The 16,243-nt window shown below is 51.4% G+C and carries 13 protein-coding genes; 10 read left to right on the top strand and 3 right to left on the bottom strand.

The window, feature by feature from the left end:
• Positions 1–10 precede the first annotated feature (10 nt).
• Positions 11–901: a helix-turn-helix domain-containing protein gene (locus L6H70_RS12155; RefSeq protein WP_236333381.1), complete on the bottom strand. Its 891-nt coding sequence runs from the start codon at positions 899–901 to the stop codon at positions 11–13.
• A gap of 126 nt (positions 902–1,027) precedes the next feature.
• Here L6H70_RS12155 and L6H70_RS12150 point away from each other — a divergent pair, with 126 nt between their 5' ends.
• The 3 genes from L6H70_RS12150 (at position 1,028) to L6H70_RS12140 (ending at position 6,280) form a co-directional block, all read left to right on the top strand.
• Positions 1,028–1,942, top strand: a complete 915-nt coding sequence (locus L6H70_RS12150; protein WP_236333379.1) for a nucleotidyltransferase — start codon at positions 1,028–1,030, stop codon at positions 1,940–1,942.
• 18 nt (positions 1,943–1,960) lie between these two features.
• The gene (gene uvrA, locus L6H70_RS12145) at positions 1,961–4,831 is read left to right on the top strand and encodes an excinuclease ABC subunit UvrA (protein WP_236333377.1); all 2,871 of its coding nucleotides are present in this window, start codon (positions 1,961–1,963) and stop codon (positions 4,829–4,831) included.
• A gap of 87 nt (positions 4,832–4,918) precedes the next feature.
• Positions 4,919–6,280, top strand: coding sequence for an amidase (locus L6H70_RS12140; protein WP_236333375.1), 1,362 nt, complete (start codon positions 4,919–4,921; stop codon positions 6,278–6,280).
• A 168-nt stretch (positions 6,281–6,448) separates the two neighbouring features.
• On the opposite strand, the gene L6H70_RS12135 is transcribed toward L6H70_RS12140, so the two are convergent.
• Positions 6,449–7,714, bottom strand: coding sequence for a S8 family peptidase (locus L6H70_RS12135; RefSeq protein WP_236333373.1), 1,266 nt, complete (start codon positions 7,712–7,714; stop codon positions 6,449–6,451).
• 171 nt (positions 7,715–7,885) lie between these two features.
• On the opposite strand from L6H70_RS12135, the gene L6H70_RS12130 reads away from it, so the two are divergent.
• The 3 genes from L6H70_RS12130 to L6H70_RS12120 all read left to right on the top strand — a co-directional run bounded on the left by L6H70_RS12130 (position 7,886) and on the right by L6H70_RS12120 (position 12,075).
• Positions 7,886–8,350 carry a hypothetical protein gene (locus L6H70_RS12130; protein ID WP_236333370.1) on the top strand — a complete coding sequence of 155 codons (465 nt, stop codon included), beginning with the start codon at positions 7,886–7,888 and terminating at the stop codon, positions 8,348–8,350.
• A 366-nt stretch (positions 8,351–8,716) separates the two neighbouring features.
• The gene (locus tag L6H70_RS12125; RefSeq protein WP_236333368.1) at positions 8,717–10,147 is read left to right on the top strand and encodes an NAD(P)-binding domain-containing protein; all 1,431 of its coding nucleotides are present in this window, start codon (positions 8,717–8,719) and stop codon (positions 10,145–10,147) included.
• Between the two features lie 92 nt (positions 10,148–10,239).
• Positions 10,240–12,075 carry a UbiD family decarboxylase gene (locus L6H70_RS12120; RefSeq protein WP_236333367.1) on the top strand — a complete coding sequence of 612 codons (1,836 nt, stop codon included), beginning with the start codon at positions 10,240–10,242 and terminating at the stop codon, positions 12,073–12,075.
• A gap of 6 nt (positions 12,076–12,081) precedes the next feature.
• Here L6H70_RS12120 and L6H70_RS12115 read toward each other — a convergent pair whose 3' ends face one another.
• Positions 12,082–12,459 (bottom strand): hypothetical protein, encoded by a 378-nt coding sequence (locus tag L6H70_RS12115; protein WP_236333365.1) that lies wholly within the window; start codon positions 12,457–12,459, stop codon positions 12,082–12,084.
• Between the two features lie 396 nt (positions 12,460–12,855).
• Between L6H70_RS12115 and L6H70_RS12110 the strand changes: the two genes are divergently transcribed.
• Genes L6H70_RS12110 through L6H70_RS12095 form a run of 4 tightly spaced genes read left to right on the top strand, consistent with a single transcriptional unit; the run spans position 12,856 to position 16,071 of the window.
• Entirely contained in the window at positions 12,856–13,923 is a 1,068-nt protein-coding gene (locus tag L6H70_RS12110; RefSeq protein ID WP_236333361.1) for a glycosyltransferase, read from the top strand.
• A gap of 25 nt (positions 13,924–13,948) precedes the next feature.
• Complete coding sequence (locus tag L6H70_RS12105; RefSeq protein WP_236333359.1) at positions 13,949–14,515, top strand: GNAT family N-acetyltransferase; 567 nt, start codon at positions 13,949–13,951, stop codon at positions 14,513–14,515.
• On the top strand, positions 14,505–15,491 hold the full coding sequence (locus L6H70_RS12100; RefSeq protein ID WP_236333356.1) for a helix-turn-helix transcriptional regulator: 987 nt from the start codon (positions 14,505–14,507) through the stop codon (positions 15,489–15,491). Before L6H70_RS12105 ends, L6H70_RS12100 begins: the two co-directional genes overlap by 11 nt.
• Before the next feature lies 1 nt (position 15,492).
• Complete coding sequence (locus L6H70_RS12095; RefSeq protein ID WP_236333355.1) at positions 15,493–16,071, top strand: GNAT family N-acetyltransferase; 579 nt, start codon at positions 15,493–15,495, stop codon at positions 16,069–16,071.
• Positions 16,072–16,243 lie beyond the last annotated feature (172 nt).

Here is a 16,243-nt window from a genome sequence, read left to right as displayed (position 1 = left end):
ACGTGTTTACTTACAGTCCTGAAATCGGAAAATACAAGTCGCATTCACAGTAATGCTTATTGCCCTTGGCGTAGTTGACCGATTCGAAGCTGAATTTCTCCTCCAGATTAAACTGTACAGTCGGCATCCAGATTTCAAAGATATACTTCCATATGGCGCTTAAGGATTGTGCAGAAATCTCTTCCGGACGGTGGAGGCCGATATAGGTGAACACCCCGTATTTATGCGGTTTTGTATGTCTGATATTCATATCCGGCGGGACGATGCTGCTGCGGTTAATTTGTAGGGAAGGCTGGTAAAAGGTAGTACCGCTGAAGGGTTTCGGAACCGCTGTAAATCCGATGTACACATCCTTTTCCACCGGGTTCAGAATCCGGTGCCGTTCACCGGTAAAAAAATCAACGCCGAGCCTGGCTGCATCAGGTCCGGTGTTTTTTTGGCCTGCACCGATGGTATATTCAGGGCCGGCAATCGAGAAGGAAGGCACAACGCTGATCGAGCGAAAAAAAACCAGCCCTTCTCCCGCCCGGCTCATAAAGTCGGCGTTGAAGCGGTCGAGGATGTTCAGCGGCGAAGGGGATTTGCGCCATTTGGCCGGAGTAATATTATATTCGTCCTTGAACGTCCGGTTGTAGGTCCGCTCACAGCTGAAGCCGTATTTGCCGGAAATAAATTCAATGCTGCTCTGCTGGTTCAGCAAATCGCCAAGCGACATGGCAATCCGCCTTCTGCGGACATACTCCATCAGCCCCGTTGCCGTGGCGCCTTTCCAGATGCGCAGCAGATGGAATTTGGAGACATTGACATGCTCCGATATATCGTCAAGACAGAGCGGCTCCAGCAGATGGTCTTCAATGAAATCCGTGGTCCGGTTAATGGTTTCCAGCAAATAATGATCCATGATACCTCCTGTTTCAGCAATTACTGTCCGGTTTTGGGGAATGGGTGAGGTGTATAATTTTACCACAGGCTCTGGAAAGGGCAAGCGATTTCAATCATAGGAAGCGGATGGAGGAATAGCAGAGATATGGAGGATAGTGAACTGCTGGAGCTGCAGGAACGTTACAGGGCGGCAACGGAGAGTTTTGTTGAAAGGGTAAGAAGTGATCCGAACGTCATCGCCGTCATTGTGTGCGGCAGTCTGGCTTATGATACCGTCTGGGAGAAAAGCGACATCGACATGGGCCTGATCGTGCGCGATCAAACACTGCAACAGAATGCCTACTGCCTGGTTGAGGATGGAATCACGATCAATGTCCAATTGTTTGACCGGAGCGGATTTAAGCGGGGCTTTGACCGGCTGGTCGGCGGCTCGATGCCGCAGTCTTTTTTTGCCAAAGGACAGATGGTCTATACCTCCGATGACAGTCTTTATGCCTATTTCGAGGAGTTTAAGCGGCTGGGCAGTCAGGATATTGCGCTGTCCCTCTTATGGCGCTCCTGTGAGCTGATTGACATCTACCACAAATGCCAAAAATGGCTGACGGTGCGCAAAGACCCGCTCTATACCCAGTTTTTTCTGGTCAAGGCTGCGGATCACATCGCCGCGATGGAGCTGTGCGCTGCTGGTGAACCGCCGATCCGTGAATCGGTCCTCAAGGTGCTGGAACGTTCGCCGGAGCAAATGGCCCCTTTTTACCAAGATCCATTGACCCGCCGGTTAAGTGAAGACGAGCTCTGGAAGGCAATCAGGGAAATCGGACAGGTTCTGGAGCGTCATCTTGATGTGATCAGCCGTCCGGTGCTTGAGTTTATGGCCGATCAGGAGATGAAGACGGTAACCATGCTGGCGAAGCATTTTCATATGCAGGGGCATTATCTGATTAACATTCTGGAGTATATGGCGGAGAAGGGAATCCTTGAGAAGGTCTCCCAGACCATCCGCATCACCTCCAAAAGCAAACCGGCAGTTGAAGAAATCGGCTTCTTGTATATTCCATAACAGAGGGGGAATAAGCTCATGTCCGTTCGAACGACGATTGAAATCTCGGGGGCCAGGCAGAATAATCTCAAGAATGTGTCCGTCGAGATCCCGCGTGATAAGCTGACTGTCATTACCGGAGTGTCGGGTTCCGGCAAATCCTCGCTGGCGTTTGATGTGATCTATGGCGAGGGCCAGCGGCGGTTTCTTGATTCCATTTCAAACTTTGCCAAAAGCCGGATCAGCCAGGTAAAAAAAGCGAAAGTCGATTATGTGCGGGGGCTGTCCCCGGTCATCGCCATTGAGCAGAAAAAAGGCAATCACAATCCCCGCTCCACGGTGGGAACGGTAACCGACACCAATGATTATCTGCGGCTTCTGTTCGCGACGGCGGGCACCGGTCATTGTCCGGAGTGCAGCAAACCGCTGCGCCAGCTGTCCGCGGCCCAGATTGCCGAGCATATTACCGGCCTGCCGGAAGGCACGGTCATTGAGCTGCGCGCGCCGGTGAATAAAATATACGGGGAAGAGTATAGCTATACCTTTCAGCAACTGCGGGAAAAGGGCTTTAAGCATCTGTTAATTGACGGTGAGCCCGTCTCACTGGGGGATGAGCTGGATCTGGATGAACGCAAGGCGTATAGGATTGAAATCGTTATCGACCGGATCAGCTTAAAACCGGACACCTACATACAACTTACTAAGTCGATAGAAGCGGCGATTCTGGCGCTGGATGAGGATATTATGATTAAGGTCGAGGTCATTGGTGGGGTAGAGGAAGTGTTCTACCAGCATTTTGCCTGTCCGGAGCATCACTTCTTTCTGTGCGATATGCAGCCGTTCCATTTCTCCTTCAATACGCCGGCGAGTGCCTGCCATACTTGTCTTGGCGTAGGAATGTCTTATGTGGTGGAGCCGCATTTTCTGGTGGTGGCACCGGAGAAGAGCATTAATAAGGGCGCACTCAAGAACACGGTATTTAACACCGCCGGCAAAGACAGCTACCGCACGGTGCTGATGTACAGCCTGTCCCAGAAATACGGCTTCAGTCTGGATACGCCGTTTCACGAGCTGCCCAAGGAGATCCACGAGCTGCTCTTCTACGGCAGCAAAGGCGAGCTGGTTCCGATGCTGCAGCCGCCCTTTTCGCAGAAAAAAAACTGGCTCACCGGACGCGACCGGCCCTTTGGAGGATTCGTGCATGAAATGGAGAGCTGGTACAAGCATTATATCCGCAAGTCATCCACGACAGAGGCGTTTGAACCGACCTTTATCAAGGACTGCATGATTGAGAAGGTCTGTCCGGAATGCGGCGGGGCCCGGCTTAAGAAGCAGCGGCTGCAGGTTACGGTCGGTGAGAAGAATATTGATCAGCTCAGCCGGATGCAGCTGCATGAGCTGCTGGTGTTTCTGGAATCGCTCACCTTCGAACCCGAGGTCCGGGATGTGGCCGAGACGATTGTCCGCGAGCTGCATACGCGAATCAGCCTGCTAATCGAAATCGGGCTGCATTACATCAACCTGGGCAGACGAAGCGACAGTATTTCTGGCGGGGAGATGCAGCGGATCAAAATGTCCACCCAGATCAGCAGTGAGCTGATGGGCATGCTCTACATTATGGATGAACCGAGCATCGGGCTGCACCCCCGTGATTCCAGCAGGGTCATTGAGACAATGAAAAAGCTCCGTGATCTCGGCAATACGATCATTGTGGTTGAGCATGACATGGACACTATCGGCAGTGCCGATCATATCATTGAAATCGGGCCGGGACCGGGAATCCATGGCGGCAACATCGTCGCCAGCGGGACGCTGGAGGATATCATGAGTGAGGCGGAATCGGTTACAGGCCAATACCTGTCAGGGCGGGTGAGTATTCCTGTGCCCAAGCAGCGGCGAAACCTCGGGGATCACTTCTTATCCATCCAAGGGGCGCGGGAGAATAATCTCAAGAATGTGGATCTGGATATTCCGCTGAATGTGTTCATCTGCATTACCGGGGTGTCCGGCTCCGGGAAAAGCTCAATGATCAATGAGATCCTCTCGAAGCAACTCAAAATCGACAAGACAGGCGCGCGGATAGTGGCCGGCGAACATGATTATGTATTCGGAGCCGATCTGCTGAACCATGTGATCAACATCGATCAGACGCCGATCGGCCGCAACAGCAAATCTAATCCGGCCACCTACATCGGAATTTATGATAAAATCCGCGACCTGTTTGCCTTACAGCCGGAGGCGGTGGAGCGCGGTTATCAGCCGATTGATTTCAGTCTTACCCATGCGAATGGTACCCGGTGCGAGCATTGCGCGGGCGATGGAATCATTGTCACGAGCCTGCAATTCATGGCCGATATCGAAACCATCTGTCCGGTATGCAAAGGTAACCGTTTCTCGGAGGAAGGTCTTGAAATCAAGCTGCATGGCAAAAACATTGCGGAAGTGCTGGAAATGACGGTAGAGGAGGCTGCCGGCTTTTTCGCAGACCACAGGTACCTCAAGCACAAGCTGGGGATTATGAATGAGCTTGGACTGGGCTATTTGACACTCGGCCAGAGCTCAACCACCCTCTCAGGCGGGGAAGCCCAGCGGGTGAAGCTCTCAAATGAGCTGGCCAAGATCAAAAAAGGCGCCCATAATCTATATATCCTGGACGAACCGACAACAGGCCTCCATCTCGCTGATATCCAAAAGCTGCTGGTTGCGCTGAACAAGCTGGTGGACGGTGGACATTCCGTCATTGTGATCGAGCATCATCTGGATGTGATGAAGTCTGCCGACTATATTATCGACATGGGACCGGAAGGCGGCAACGGCGGCGGCTATGTCGTCGCAGAAGGGACGCCCGAGCAGGTCGCGAAGGTGGAGGCGTCACATACCGGAAGGTATCTGCGCAGTGTGCTTGGCTAGAACGCGATTGTATATGAAAGGAATCAGATGAATGGTCGGACTCATGTTGTGCTGAAGCGATAAGCTGCCCAATGTTATGTAACTTTTATGAATGGGCGGCGTATGTCAGAGGATAGTTCAAAAATCGACCCTGGAGATGATGACATGCAGCTTGCCCGTGCTTCTCTGGCAGAAATGCTCTGTACTGAAATAGAAACCGAGGTTTCTATTGCTGAGGCGATTACGCATTATTTAGAAAGATTTGCAGAGCTGGAACCGCAGATCCATGCTTTTGTCCCCGAAGAACAGCTGGAGCTGCGCCTGAACCGGGAAAAGGAGCAGCTACTGGCTTCATTCGCAGCACTACCAGCCAAACCGGAATTATGGGGAATTCCGGTCGGCATCAAGGATTTGATTCATGTAGAGGGCTTGCCCACACGTGCCGGGTCACAGCTGCCTGCTGAAGCTCTGATCGGTAAGGAGGGCACGCTTATCAAGCGGCTCCGTGGCCTGGGGGCGATTATTGCCGGGAAGACGGTAACCGAAGAGTTCGCCTATCAAGGGCCGATTGCCACGCGCAATCCCCGTAACCTCGCTCATACGCCCGGCGGGTCCAGCGCAGGCTCTGCGGCAGCGGTTGCTGCGGGAATGTGCCCGCTGGCGGTAGGTACCCAAACTTTGAGGTCTGTCCTGGCCCCTGCTTCTTTTTGCGGAGTGGTCGGATTTAAAGCGAGTTATGGAAGAATTCCGATGGATGGCCTAATTCAGCTGTCGCCTTCTTTTGACGCAATAGGGTTCTTTACACAGGACTTTCACAGTATGGAAGTTGCTGCTGAACTGCTCATCCCGGACTTTGTTCCCCGCCAAATCAGCCGCAAGCCTGTACTCGGTATCCCGCAGGGTGTATACATGCAGCTGATGAGCGATGAGGTCAAAGCTGTCTTTGATACACAAATCGAATCTCTTGAGAAACTTGGCTATCAAGTGAAGCATGTGAAGATGCCTTGGCAAGATGAGCTTATATACGGCGATGCCATGCTGCGATTTATTGAAGGGGAAATGGCGCGCGGGCATGAAGACTTATTTGAACAATATGCCGGATATTACGGTGAGCCAGTCAAGGAAGGGATTGCCAGAGGCAAGCAAGTTACCGATGCCGAACTGAAAACCTATCGCGGGATGCAGCTTGAGCTGCGGCAGAATCTGGAGGTGCTTATGAAGGAGGAAGGAATCGATCTTTGGGTATCTCCGGCTCAAGGGGGAACGGCTCCGAAGCTGGAAGAGAACCGCACGGGCTGGGCGGGGATGACCGCGGTTTGGGGCTTTGCCGGTTGTCCGGCGCTCAGTATTCCGGCAGCCAGCATAGATAATATGCCGCTTGGTTTTCAGTGTGTCGGGAGCTATGGCGGGGACGAATGGCTGTTAGCGTGGTCCCGGGAAGTGGCGCGGGATTTGTCTATGAATAAATAGATAGTATTAGCATGAGCAAAAACCACAGGTCTGCTCCATTCCGTTTTCAATCAGAAGCTTAGCCGTTTACAGCGTGGAAGCAGCAGTTCATAGTCGTCGGGTTTGAAGCAGCACAAGGCACGAGCAGTTGCTCGTGCCTTTTATTTGCGGAAATGCAGCCGCAGCTGGTTATTTTCTTCGTGTCCGACAGTTCAGGAACCGCATATTCACCTCGCCGCTGCCGGCGGTGTTCGGCTTCAGGCCGAGGCGGAAGGTGTTTTTCTTCAGAGTGGCTTTGACCTGCCGGGGAGTCAGGCATGGGCGAAGCTGCAGCAGCTGCGCAGCGGCTCCCGCGACGATCGGGGTGGAGACGGAGGTGCCGGACAGCACAAAGTACAATTTGCCGTTTCGTTGACCCGGCATCTGGCGGGCCAGCCTGGAGCCCGGAGCCAGCAGTGAGGTGATAGATTCACCCGGCGCCACAATATCGGGCTTCACTTTCCCGCCTGGTGCAGGTCCGCGGCTGGAGTAGAAGGTAATGCGGTCATCACTCTGGGTGATCGTCCGCTGGTCATTCACTGCGCCTACTGTAATTGCAGAGGGGCTAACTCCGGGAGATTCAATCGTCCGGGAGCTTGGTCCGCTGTTGCCGGCGGAGATGACTACGGTCAATCCGGCTTTGACTGCTTTTTCCACCGCTTGGACCAGCAGATCTTCCTCAGCTGTATTAACTACCGGTCCTCCGAAAGACATAGACAGGATGCGCAGCTTTAAGCGATGCTTGTTGGCGATGCACCATTCGATCCCCTTAATAATGGTGGAGTCATAGCCTTCCCCGTTTTTATCGAGTACCTTGACACCCACAATCCCTGCTTCCGGGGCAGGCCCTTTATACTTTCCTTTGCTTACCCATCCGTTGCCGGCGGCGTCTCCGGAGATATGTGTGCCGTGTCCGTTATCGTCATATGGCCGCTGCCGGTGATTAATAAAATCCTTGAACGCGATAATCCGGTTAACGGGCCGGGTCAGATCGGGATGAGGGAACACGCCGGTGTCGAGAATAGCAATATTGATCCCTTTTCCGGTGAGTCCCCGTGTTTGCTGAAGCGCTGCTGCGCCGATTGAAGGGGTGGCGATATTCAAAGTGGCTTTCTTCACATCGTCCAGATAGACTTTGCCTATCTCGCCGCAACTGCAGATCCGTTCCAGACATTGTAACGAAACGCGTGATGACACTGCGTTCATTAGATGAAGACGGTGTTTCACCGGGAAGGCATGTTTACCTAAATGCTTTTGTAATGCCTGCATCCGGGCCGGTGTTAATTTGTGTTTGAACTGTACGATTACGGGAACAGCCGCAGGTTTCTTAGCCAGACTCTTCGATTGCTGAATATTACGCTTTAACGGTCTATTGATTTTGGCGGCATAATGCCGCACCCACATCGGTTCACTCATTGCCGTTGCTTCACCTCTCCATAGCACATACTATGCAGGGATCAGCCTAGCGGATACTTTTCTATGAAACTGAGACACTACCACATTTATGAAATGATAGGCAATGAATCAGTTCAGACCTCACGTAAAATGCATTTACTACACTATCTTAAAAGAAAGTGGTGAAGCAAAGTGAGAGAAGCTGAGAAGAAAGCATTAATCGCAAAGCGTGCAGCAATGATCAAAAAAGCAAGTGTGTCTAAACTGGCGGCAAAGAAGGTAAACGCTGCAAAGGTACAAGCCCAGAAAGCGCAAATGGCTAAAAAAGCCCTTCTGGCCAAAAAGACCCTGCTGGCTAAAAAGGCCAAGCTGGTTGCCCGTAAAAAACGCAGAGTAAAACAGTCGTTCTTCAACTTCGTCGTGCTTGCGGTCAACTTTAATAATCGGCCTAAAGACACTACAGATTTTACAGCTACGCTGACCAGAGGCAGCCAGACGTATACAGCATTTTTCGATGAAACGGGCGTAGCTATATTCTACGACATCAGAGTTTTGACAAAATTCCAGTATACTTTGCGAATCAACAATGAAGATAATCAAGAAGTGTTCCAAGGCACCGTACCTGCAAACCGTGAATTCTATATCGCCCAATTCTAAGCCGGGCTTTATGGGATAAGGGGAATACCAGACAGCGCACTCTTGTAAAAGGGTTGCGCTGTTTGGTTTGCGCTGATTTTGCCTATTCTACAAGAATGCGACCGTGGCATATTTTATTCCATGTGATTTCGTCCGGGACTGAAAATAATGAGTTTGTCAATATATCAGGGGGATAGAAGTAGTAATGTTAGTAAAAATGTACAATCATCTGAGCTGAATTTAGCTATAATGACAATAAACCTGACATAAATATTTAAAAGGTGAACCATACCGGATATAATATGGCCAATGAAGTAAGTGTGGAGCATGGGAACCCTATTGTATAGTGGAGGTTCTTAAAGATGCCAGCGAAAGGTCTGAGGAATGATGAGCCTGGAAACTTTAAATGAACGTGTGAAAACCGACCTTTCCTATCTTGCCTACGGCGGTGCGGATTGGGTACGTCCCATGGAACATCCTGAAGGACATGTCTATGATGTCGTTATTGTGGGGGGCGGGCAGAGCGGACTGGGTGCGGCCTTTGGGCTGCTGCGTGAACGGATCTCCAATATTGTGATTATTGATGAGAACCGTGAAGGCCTAGAAGGACCTTGGGAAACTTATGCCCGGATGGTTACGCTGCGCACACCCAAGCATTTGACGTCCATTGATCTGGGGATTCCTTCCCTGACCTTCCGAGCATGGTGGGAAGCGCAGGCAGGCCCGCAAGGCTGGGAAGCTATTGACAAAATTCCGCGCGGGGACTGGATGAATTATTTGCGCTGGTACCGCCGGGTGCTCGGACTGCCGGTCATCAATGAAGTGACGCTGAAGCTGATTGAGCCCGGGGAGGACGGGATTTACCGGCTGCATATTGGAGGGGCGGGGGCACCGTCCAGCCAGCTGCTGGCCCGCAAGGTCGTGCTGGCTACCGGCATCCAGGGCGGCGGCGAATGGCATGTGCCCGAGATGATCGCCGGCAATCTGCCGGAGCATATGTATGCGCACACTTCGGAAAACATTGATTTCAATGCACTGGCTGGCAAAAGAATTGGGATTCTCGGCGGAGGCGCTTCGGCCTTTGACAATGCCAACTATGTGCTCTCGGAAGGTGCGGCAGAAGCCCATGTGTTCGTCCGCCGGGAGCAGCTGCCGAATGTGAATCCCATCCGCCAGATGGAACTCTCGGGGATGATCGAACGCTTCCATACCCTTGGAGATGCTGATAAATACGGGGTAATCTCGCATTTCTTCAGGTACAATCAGCCGCCGACGAACGATACCTTTGCCCGCGCAGCAGCCTGGCCGGGATTCAGCCTGCATCTCGGCTCCCCCTGGCTGAAGGTGGAAGAGGTGGAGGATCAGGCGGTGGTGACCACGCCTAAGGGAGAGTTCGCCTTTGACTTTCTGATCGTCAGCACCGGGCTGCTTAGCGATCCGGGATTGCGGCCCGAGCTGAGGCTGGTCGAGAGTCATATCGCGCGCTGGAGCGATTGCTATCAGGCTCCTGCAGAGATAGCCAATCCGCTGCTGGATGCACATCCTTACCTCAGTTCCGGCTTCGCGCTCCAGAGCCGGGATGAGGAAGGAAAGAAGCTGCTGCACGGTCTGTTCGTCTTCAATTATTCGGCACTGGCCAGCAACGGTTTGTCCGCCTCAGCCATATCAGGAATCAGGAACGCCATTCCGAAGCTGGTCTGCGGGGTTGCGGATCAGCTGTTTACGGATGACCGTGAGACGATTCTGCACTCTTTTTACAATTATAATGAGATTGAGTTTACCGGCGAATGGCTGCCGGCTACAGCGAGACCTTCTTGAGAAATCAAGAAGGTCTTTTAACGTTGACCTCGGCTCCGCCCTCATTGATAATAAAGAGGTTCACATTTCTTCTGCAGATTGGAGTAAGACCAATGACATATCGCAATTTGGAAGAGTGCATTACTGACCTGGAGAAGCACGGGCATTTGATCCGTATCCGGGAGGAAGTCGATCCTCACTTAGAGATGGCAGCCATCCATATGAAGGTATATGAGGCAGGCGGGCCTGCGTTATTATTTGAGAAGGTTAAAGGCTCAAGGTTCCGGGCGGTGTCGAATCTTTTCGGGACGATCGAGCGGAGCAAGTTTATTTTCCGTGACACGTGGGAGTCTTCCCAGAACGTCATTGCCCTGCGCGATGATCCGGTGAAGGCGCTTAAAGCACCGTTTAAATATATCGGTACAGGACTAGCAGCCCGGAAGGCGCTGCCGCTTAAGATGCCCGGCGGACTTCCGTCCGGCTTCGAGGAAATTCAAATCTCTGATCTGCCGCAGATTAAGCACTGGCAGGGGGATGGCGGAGCTTTTGTAACACTGCCGCAGGTGTATTCAGAGGACCCGGACAAGCCGGGTATTATGAATTCGAATCTCGGGATGTACCGGATTCAGCTCAGCGGCAATGACTATGAGATGAACAAAGAGGTCGGGGTCCATTACCAGATTCACCGTGGTATAGGTATCCATCAGACCCATGCTACGAAGCGTGGCGAGCCGCTCAAGGTGAGCTGCTTTATCGGTGGTCCTCCGGCTCATACGCTGTCGGCTGTCATGCCGCTGCCGGAAGGCCTCAGTGAGATGACCTTCGCCGGCCTGCTGGGCGGACGCCACTTCCGCTACAGCTACGTCGACGGCTTCTGCATCAGCGCGGATGCTGATTTTGTTATTACGGGTGAGATTTATCCCGGTGAGACGAAGCCGGAAGGCCCGTTTGGAGATCACTTGGGGTACTACAGCCTGGTCCATCCGTTTCCGGTGATGAAGGTACATAAGGTCTATGCCAAAAAAGGGGCAATCTTCCCCTTCACAGTCGTAGGCCGTCCACCGCAGGAGGATACAGCCTTCGGGGAGCTGATTCATGAGCTGACCGGCAATGCCATCAAGAATGAGGTGCCGGGCGTAAAAGAAGTGCATGCCGTCGATGCCGCAGGGGTGCATCCGCTCCTGTTCGCGATCGGCAGTGAGCGCTACACTCCGTATCAGCAGCTAAAGCAGCCTGCAGAGCTTCTGACTATCGCCAACCGGGTACTTGGGACAGGCCAGCTTAGCCTGGCCAAATATCTGTTCATCACTGCGGAAGAAGACCGGCCGATTAGCACGCATAACATTGCTGATTTCCTGACTTATATTCTGGAGCGGATAGATTTGCGGCGGGATATTCATTTCCAGACGAATACTACGATTGATACACTGGATTATTCAGGAACGGGGATCAACACCGGCAGCAAGGTGATTTTTGCAGCAGTGGGTGAGCAGAAAAGAAGCTTATGCACAAAGGTGCCGCAGTCATTGACGATGCTGGAAAGCTTTGGTGAGGCTAAGCTGGTGCTGCCGGGGGTCGTTGCGCTGCAAGGACCTGCGTTCAGTACTTACGGGGAGGCTGAACTGGAAATGCGCCGCTTAAGTGCAACCATTGAAGAGCAGGGGCCGCTTACAGATTGTCCGATGATCATCCTCTGTGATGACAGCGGCTTTATTAGTGAGGATCTGAGCAATTTCCTGTGGGCAACCTTTACACGCAGCAACCCTTCTCACGATATATATGGCGTGAACAGCACGATACAGTTTAAGCACTGGTCTTGCGATAATGTCATTATCGACGCCCGCGTGAAGCCGCACCAGGCGCCGCCGTTAATCCCTGATCCGGCGGTACAGCGCAATATTGAACGGTTATTCGTACAGGGCGGAAGCCTTAGCGGCATCCGCAAATAGCCCGGATTATTCCCTGGCGGGAACAATGACTTTGATATATTCGTGCTCACTTGCCCTTACGGCGATAGCTTCCTCCACGGGAATGCCTGGGATAGCATAGAGTTTGCTGCCCGGCTTGAATGTGGTGGAGAAATTGTTAGGGGAACCCTGGAGGCATTCACTGGACTGCAGCGTGATCTCTCCGATTTCCTGATCAATTTCTGTAACGGCTGTATCCGTTATGGCATATACCCGGTCATTCCATTTCACCAGCGGAAACGGGTAGGAGGCTAGTGCTTGGACGGTCTGGATACCGGCTGAAGGAACAGGCTGCCCGGCATTTTGTCCGGTGGAAGAGCAGGCGGCAAGAAGGGTAAAACTGACTAGAAGGATCAACTTTTTCATGAATGAGATCACCTCCTTGGTAAGACGCTGTTACAGGCTGTATTGTTGCTATTCACGATAAATTACAAGCTGTCCCTCGCTTTAATAGGAGGGGCACTTTTTAGGTTGATTATAGATTGAACTAGAAAACTTGAGATAAGGAAGGAGGGAGTGCCACCGTAGGTGCGACTGACCTGTACTCTATAAAACTTTAAGTTCACCTATATATATTATATTGAATACCACTGGAAGCAGGCTTCATTTACTGCAAATAAATATAAAAATGAAAATATATAGAAGATAATGTATAATTCTTGTATATTTTAGAGGAAAAAAATGGCTCTCGCCGCTTACGCTTTCCGCTTTATATGTTTCTGTTAAATAAGTGTCCTATCAGAACTTTTAGGAGGTTGGAAAATGAGAATCGCGATTGTCAGCAATAAACGCTCCGGGTTAGGCGGTATGGAAGCTGTCTTCAGAACGGTAATGCAGGAGCTGGGCAGGAATCAGGACGAGGTCAAGATGTTTCTCATGGGCGGCTCGCTGGACAAGGATTGGCTGCAGGATATTGATCATGTGGAGATTGGTGATCAGCGGACGGACAATGCCCTTAAGAGAAGGTACAGCTTCACGCTTCCGCTATTCAGACAAATCAGACAGTATAAGCCGGATGTTATCATTGGCTGCGATCCCAATGTAGTGTGTTACTGCAAATGGATGATGCGGATTATGAACCGCAAAACTCCTGTGGGAAGCTGGGTTCATAATGAACTGTCCACGATCTGGAAGGTCCAATTGCTGAAATACGCCGATTTTCATCTCTCGATCAGCAAGGGGATCGCTGAGCAGATTCGTAATGTGGTAGGCAGCGGGTCGAACAATAAAATCTTCGTAACCCATAATCCTGTTGATGTTGAGGTACGGGAAGTGGCGAGGCCTGAAGTCCCTACATTTCTCTACATTGGAAGGCTGGAGAACCGGCAGAAAAGAGTGCGCGATTTAATTGAAGCCCTGGCTAAGCTTGAGGGAGAATGGAAAGCAGTTATTGTCGGTGACGGGCCGGACCGGGAGGAGGTCTATAATCTGGCCGAATCCTATGGGATGAATGAGCGGATGGAGTGGATGGGCTGGCGAAAGAATCCCTGGTCAGAAATTCCGCGTGCGTCGGCACTGGTGCTGACCTCTAACTTCGAAGGGTTCCCGCTGGTTCTGCTGGAAGCAATGGCCAGAGGTATTCCTTGTTTAAGTACAGACTGCCAGCACGGACCTGCAGAAATCGTCATTCCGGAGAGCAATGGCTGGCTGGTCTCTGTGGGAGATGTTGAAGGCCTCGCAGCGACCATGCAGCAGATCATCAATCATCCGGAACAATTGCCGGATCCGCAATTCGTCAAAGAGTCAGTGCGTAAATTCAGCATCGCCAATGTAGTCAACAATATCAGAGGTATAATCGACAGGGAATTACAGTTGAAGATCTCCTCATAAAAAACAGATTAGGGATGATCAAAGCATGGAAAGATTAGAAACAGAGCGTTTGATCTTAAGACGCTTCCAACCCGGGGATGGAGAGGATCTGCATGAGTACCTTTCCCGCAAGGAAGTTGTCAAATTCGAGCCCTATGGGGTTCATAGCGAAACAGAGAGCAGGGCAGAAGCGCTGCGGCGTTCGGAGGATCCTGCGTTTTGGGCAGTCTGTCTGAACGATTCAGGGAAGCTGATCGGCAATTTATATTTTCAGCAGCAGATGCCGGATCATTTCCGGACCTGGGAGCTGGGCTATGTGTTCAATAACGAATTTCAGGGCTGCGGTTATGCTGCGGAAGCCTGCCGTAAATTGCTCGAATACGGCTTTACCTCTTTGCAGATCCGGCGTGTAACTGCACATTGTGATCCTGATAACGCGCCATCCTGGCGGCTGCTGGAGAGACTGAACCTGCGCCGGGAAGGCCACTTCCTTCAGACCGGATATTTCAAAAACGATGAACAGGGCCGCCCAAAATGGCATGATACATATGCGTATGGACTGCTTGAAAAGGAGTGGCAATCATCAAGAACGGTGAAAAGAGATGAAAATTAACCGGCTGCTCGGGATAGTGGTGTATCTGCTTAACCGGGAGGTAGTGAGCGCCCGTACGCTTGCGGAGAAATTTGAAGTCTCCCGGCGCACCATTCAGCGTGATATGGAATCGATCGGTCTTGCCGGAATCCCCATAGGTTCGATCCAGGGTGTTAATGGAGGGTATTACATTCTGGACAGCTTCAAAATGAACAGGCAGCTGCTCCAGCCGGAGGATTATAAGTATATTGTAGCCGCGCTGAGAGGCCTGGTCTCCGGATATAACAGCAGACGCGCAGAGGAAACGGTAGAAAAGATGTTGTCCTTATCCCCTGAAGGTAATGAGGCAGTACAGCCGTTACAGCTGGATTTGGAAGTACTGCGCGAGGGAAGCGGAACCGTACAGTACATTGAGGTCATTGAAGAAGCTATTCGCCAAAAATGTACAGTTCAGTTTCAATATACGAATGCACGGCAGACGGTTTCCATTCGCAGTGTAGAGCCCTTGCTTTTGTCGTATAAATGGTACGCGTGGTATTTGTTCGCATATTGCCGTGACCGGAGGGATTACCGGTTGTTCAGGCTCTCGCGGATCAGAGAGATTCAGAACACCGGCGTAGTTTTTTCACAGGATCACGGGAATATAGCGCATTTGCTTGCAGCTCATCAGGATAGTCGGCCCAATATCACAGTTAAGCTTGCTTGTCCGGCAGATCGGAGAGTACAGCTGGAGGAGGCTTTTCCAAAAGCGAGGTTGCTGGAAGAACAGTGCGGTGAACTGGTGATGGAATTTACGGTTCCTGAGGATGAGAGCGGCTGGTTTGCCACACTGCTCCTGCTCGGAGGCCAATGTACAGTACTTGAACCGGAATCGCTGCGCCTGAGGCTGCAAAGTCATGCCCGGATGATTGTACAGAAGTATGAAGGTAATGACGACAGACAGTTGTCCGGATTGCCCGTTTATAATGGAGATATTCACACTATAAGGAGGACTTGAGATGGAGATGAAGTTACTGGACCCTTACACCGTTTGTCCTGTATATGATACAGGTAGCTTTTTGCTAAGATTGATACAGCAGGAGGATGCTGAAGATTTACTCGGGTGCTATTCGGACCCGGAGTCCATCCCCCTGTTCAACAGCGACAACTGTCTTTACGGCTTCAGCATGCACCTGCTGGATGATATGAAGGCCACTATTGAAGCCTGGCTCGCAGAATACCGGGCGCGGGGATTTGTACGGTTCAGCATAATAGATCAAACAACAGGCCGTGTGATCGGGACGGTTGAGTTTTTCACCAGGGCAGTACTTTCCGCAGACGGACAGCAGGAAGCCGGAATCCTTAGGCTGGATTTGATCTCCGGTTATGAACGGGAAGCAGTACTTTGCGAGATTCTGGAGCTGGTAGAGTCGCGGTTTGGCGAGTATTTTGCATTCAACAGTATATTGACTAAGGCAGTGCCGCAGGCTGCGGCAAGAATCAGCGTTCTGCTTCGTCTGGGTTATCAGAGGATAGAGCCAAGCTCCGATTTACCGTATGATGACTACTACATAAAAGAAATAAACAGCGGATCCTAGCCGATTCATTAACATTTTCATGATGTTCCCCTATCAGCCCGTCTGATCTCCCTATTTGGAGACTTGGACGGGCTAATCGTTTTGCTGAATAATGTCGAAAAAAAGAGTAGTAGTACCTCAGCATAGGAGGTTAGAATGGAACACTACAGACAATTCCGTTTCGGCAGGAGAT

Source organism: Paenibacillus auburnensis (assembly GCF_927798115.1).
GTDB classification, from domain to species: domain Bacteria; phylum Bacillota; class Bacilli; order Paenibacillales; family Paenibacillaceae; genus Paenibacillus_AQ; species Paenibacillus_AQ auburnensis.
This window is presented reverse-complemented; position numbering and strand designations above follow the sequence as displayed.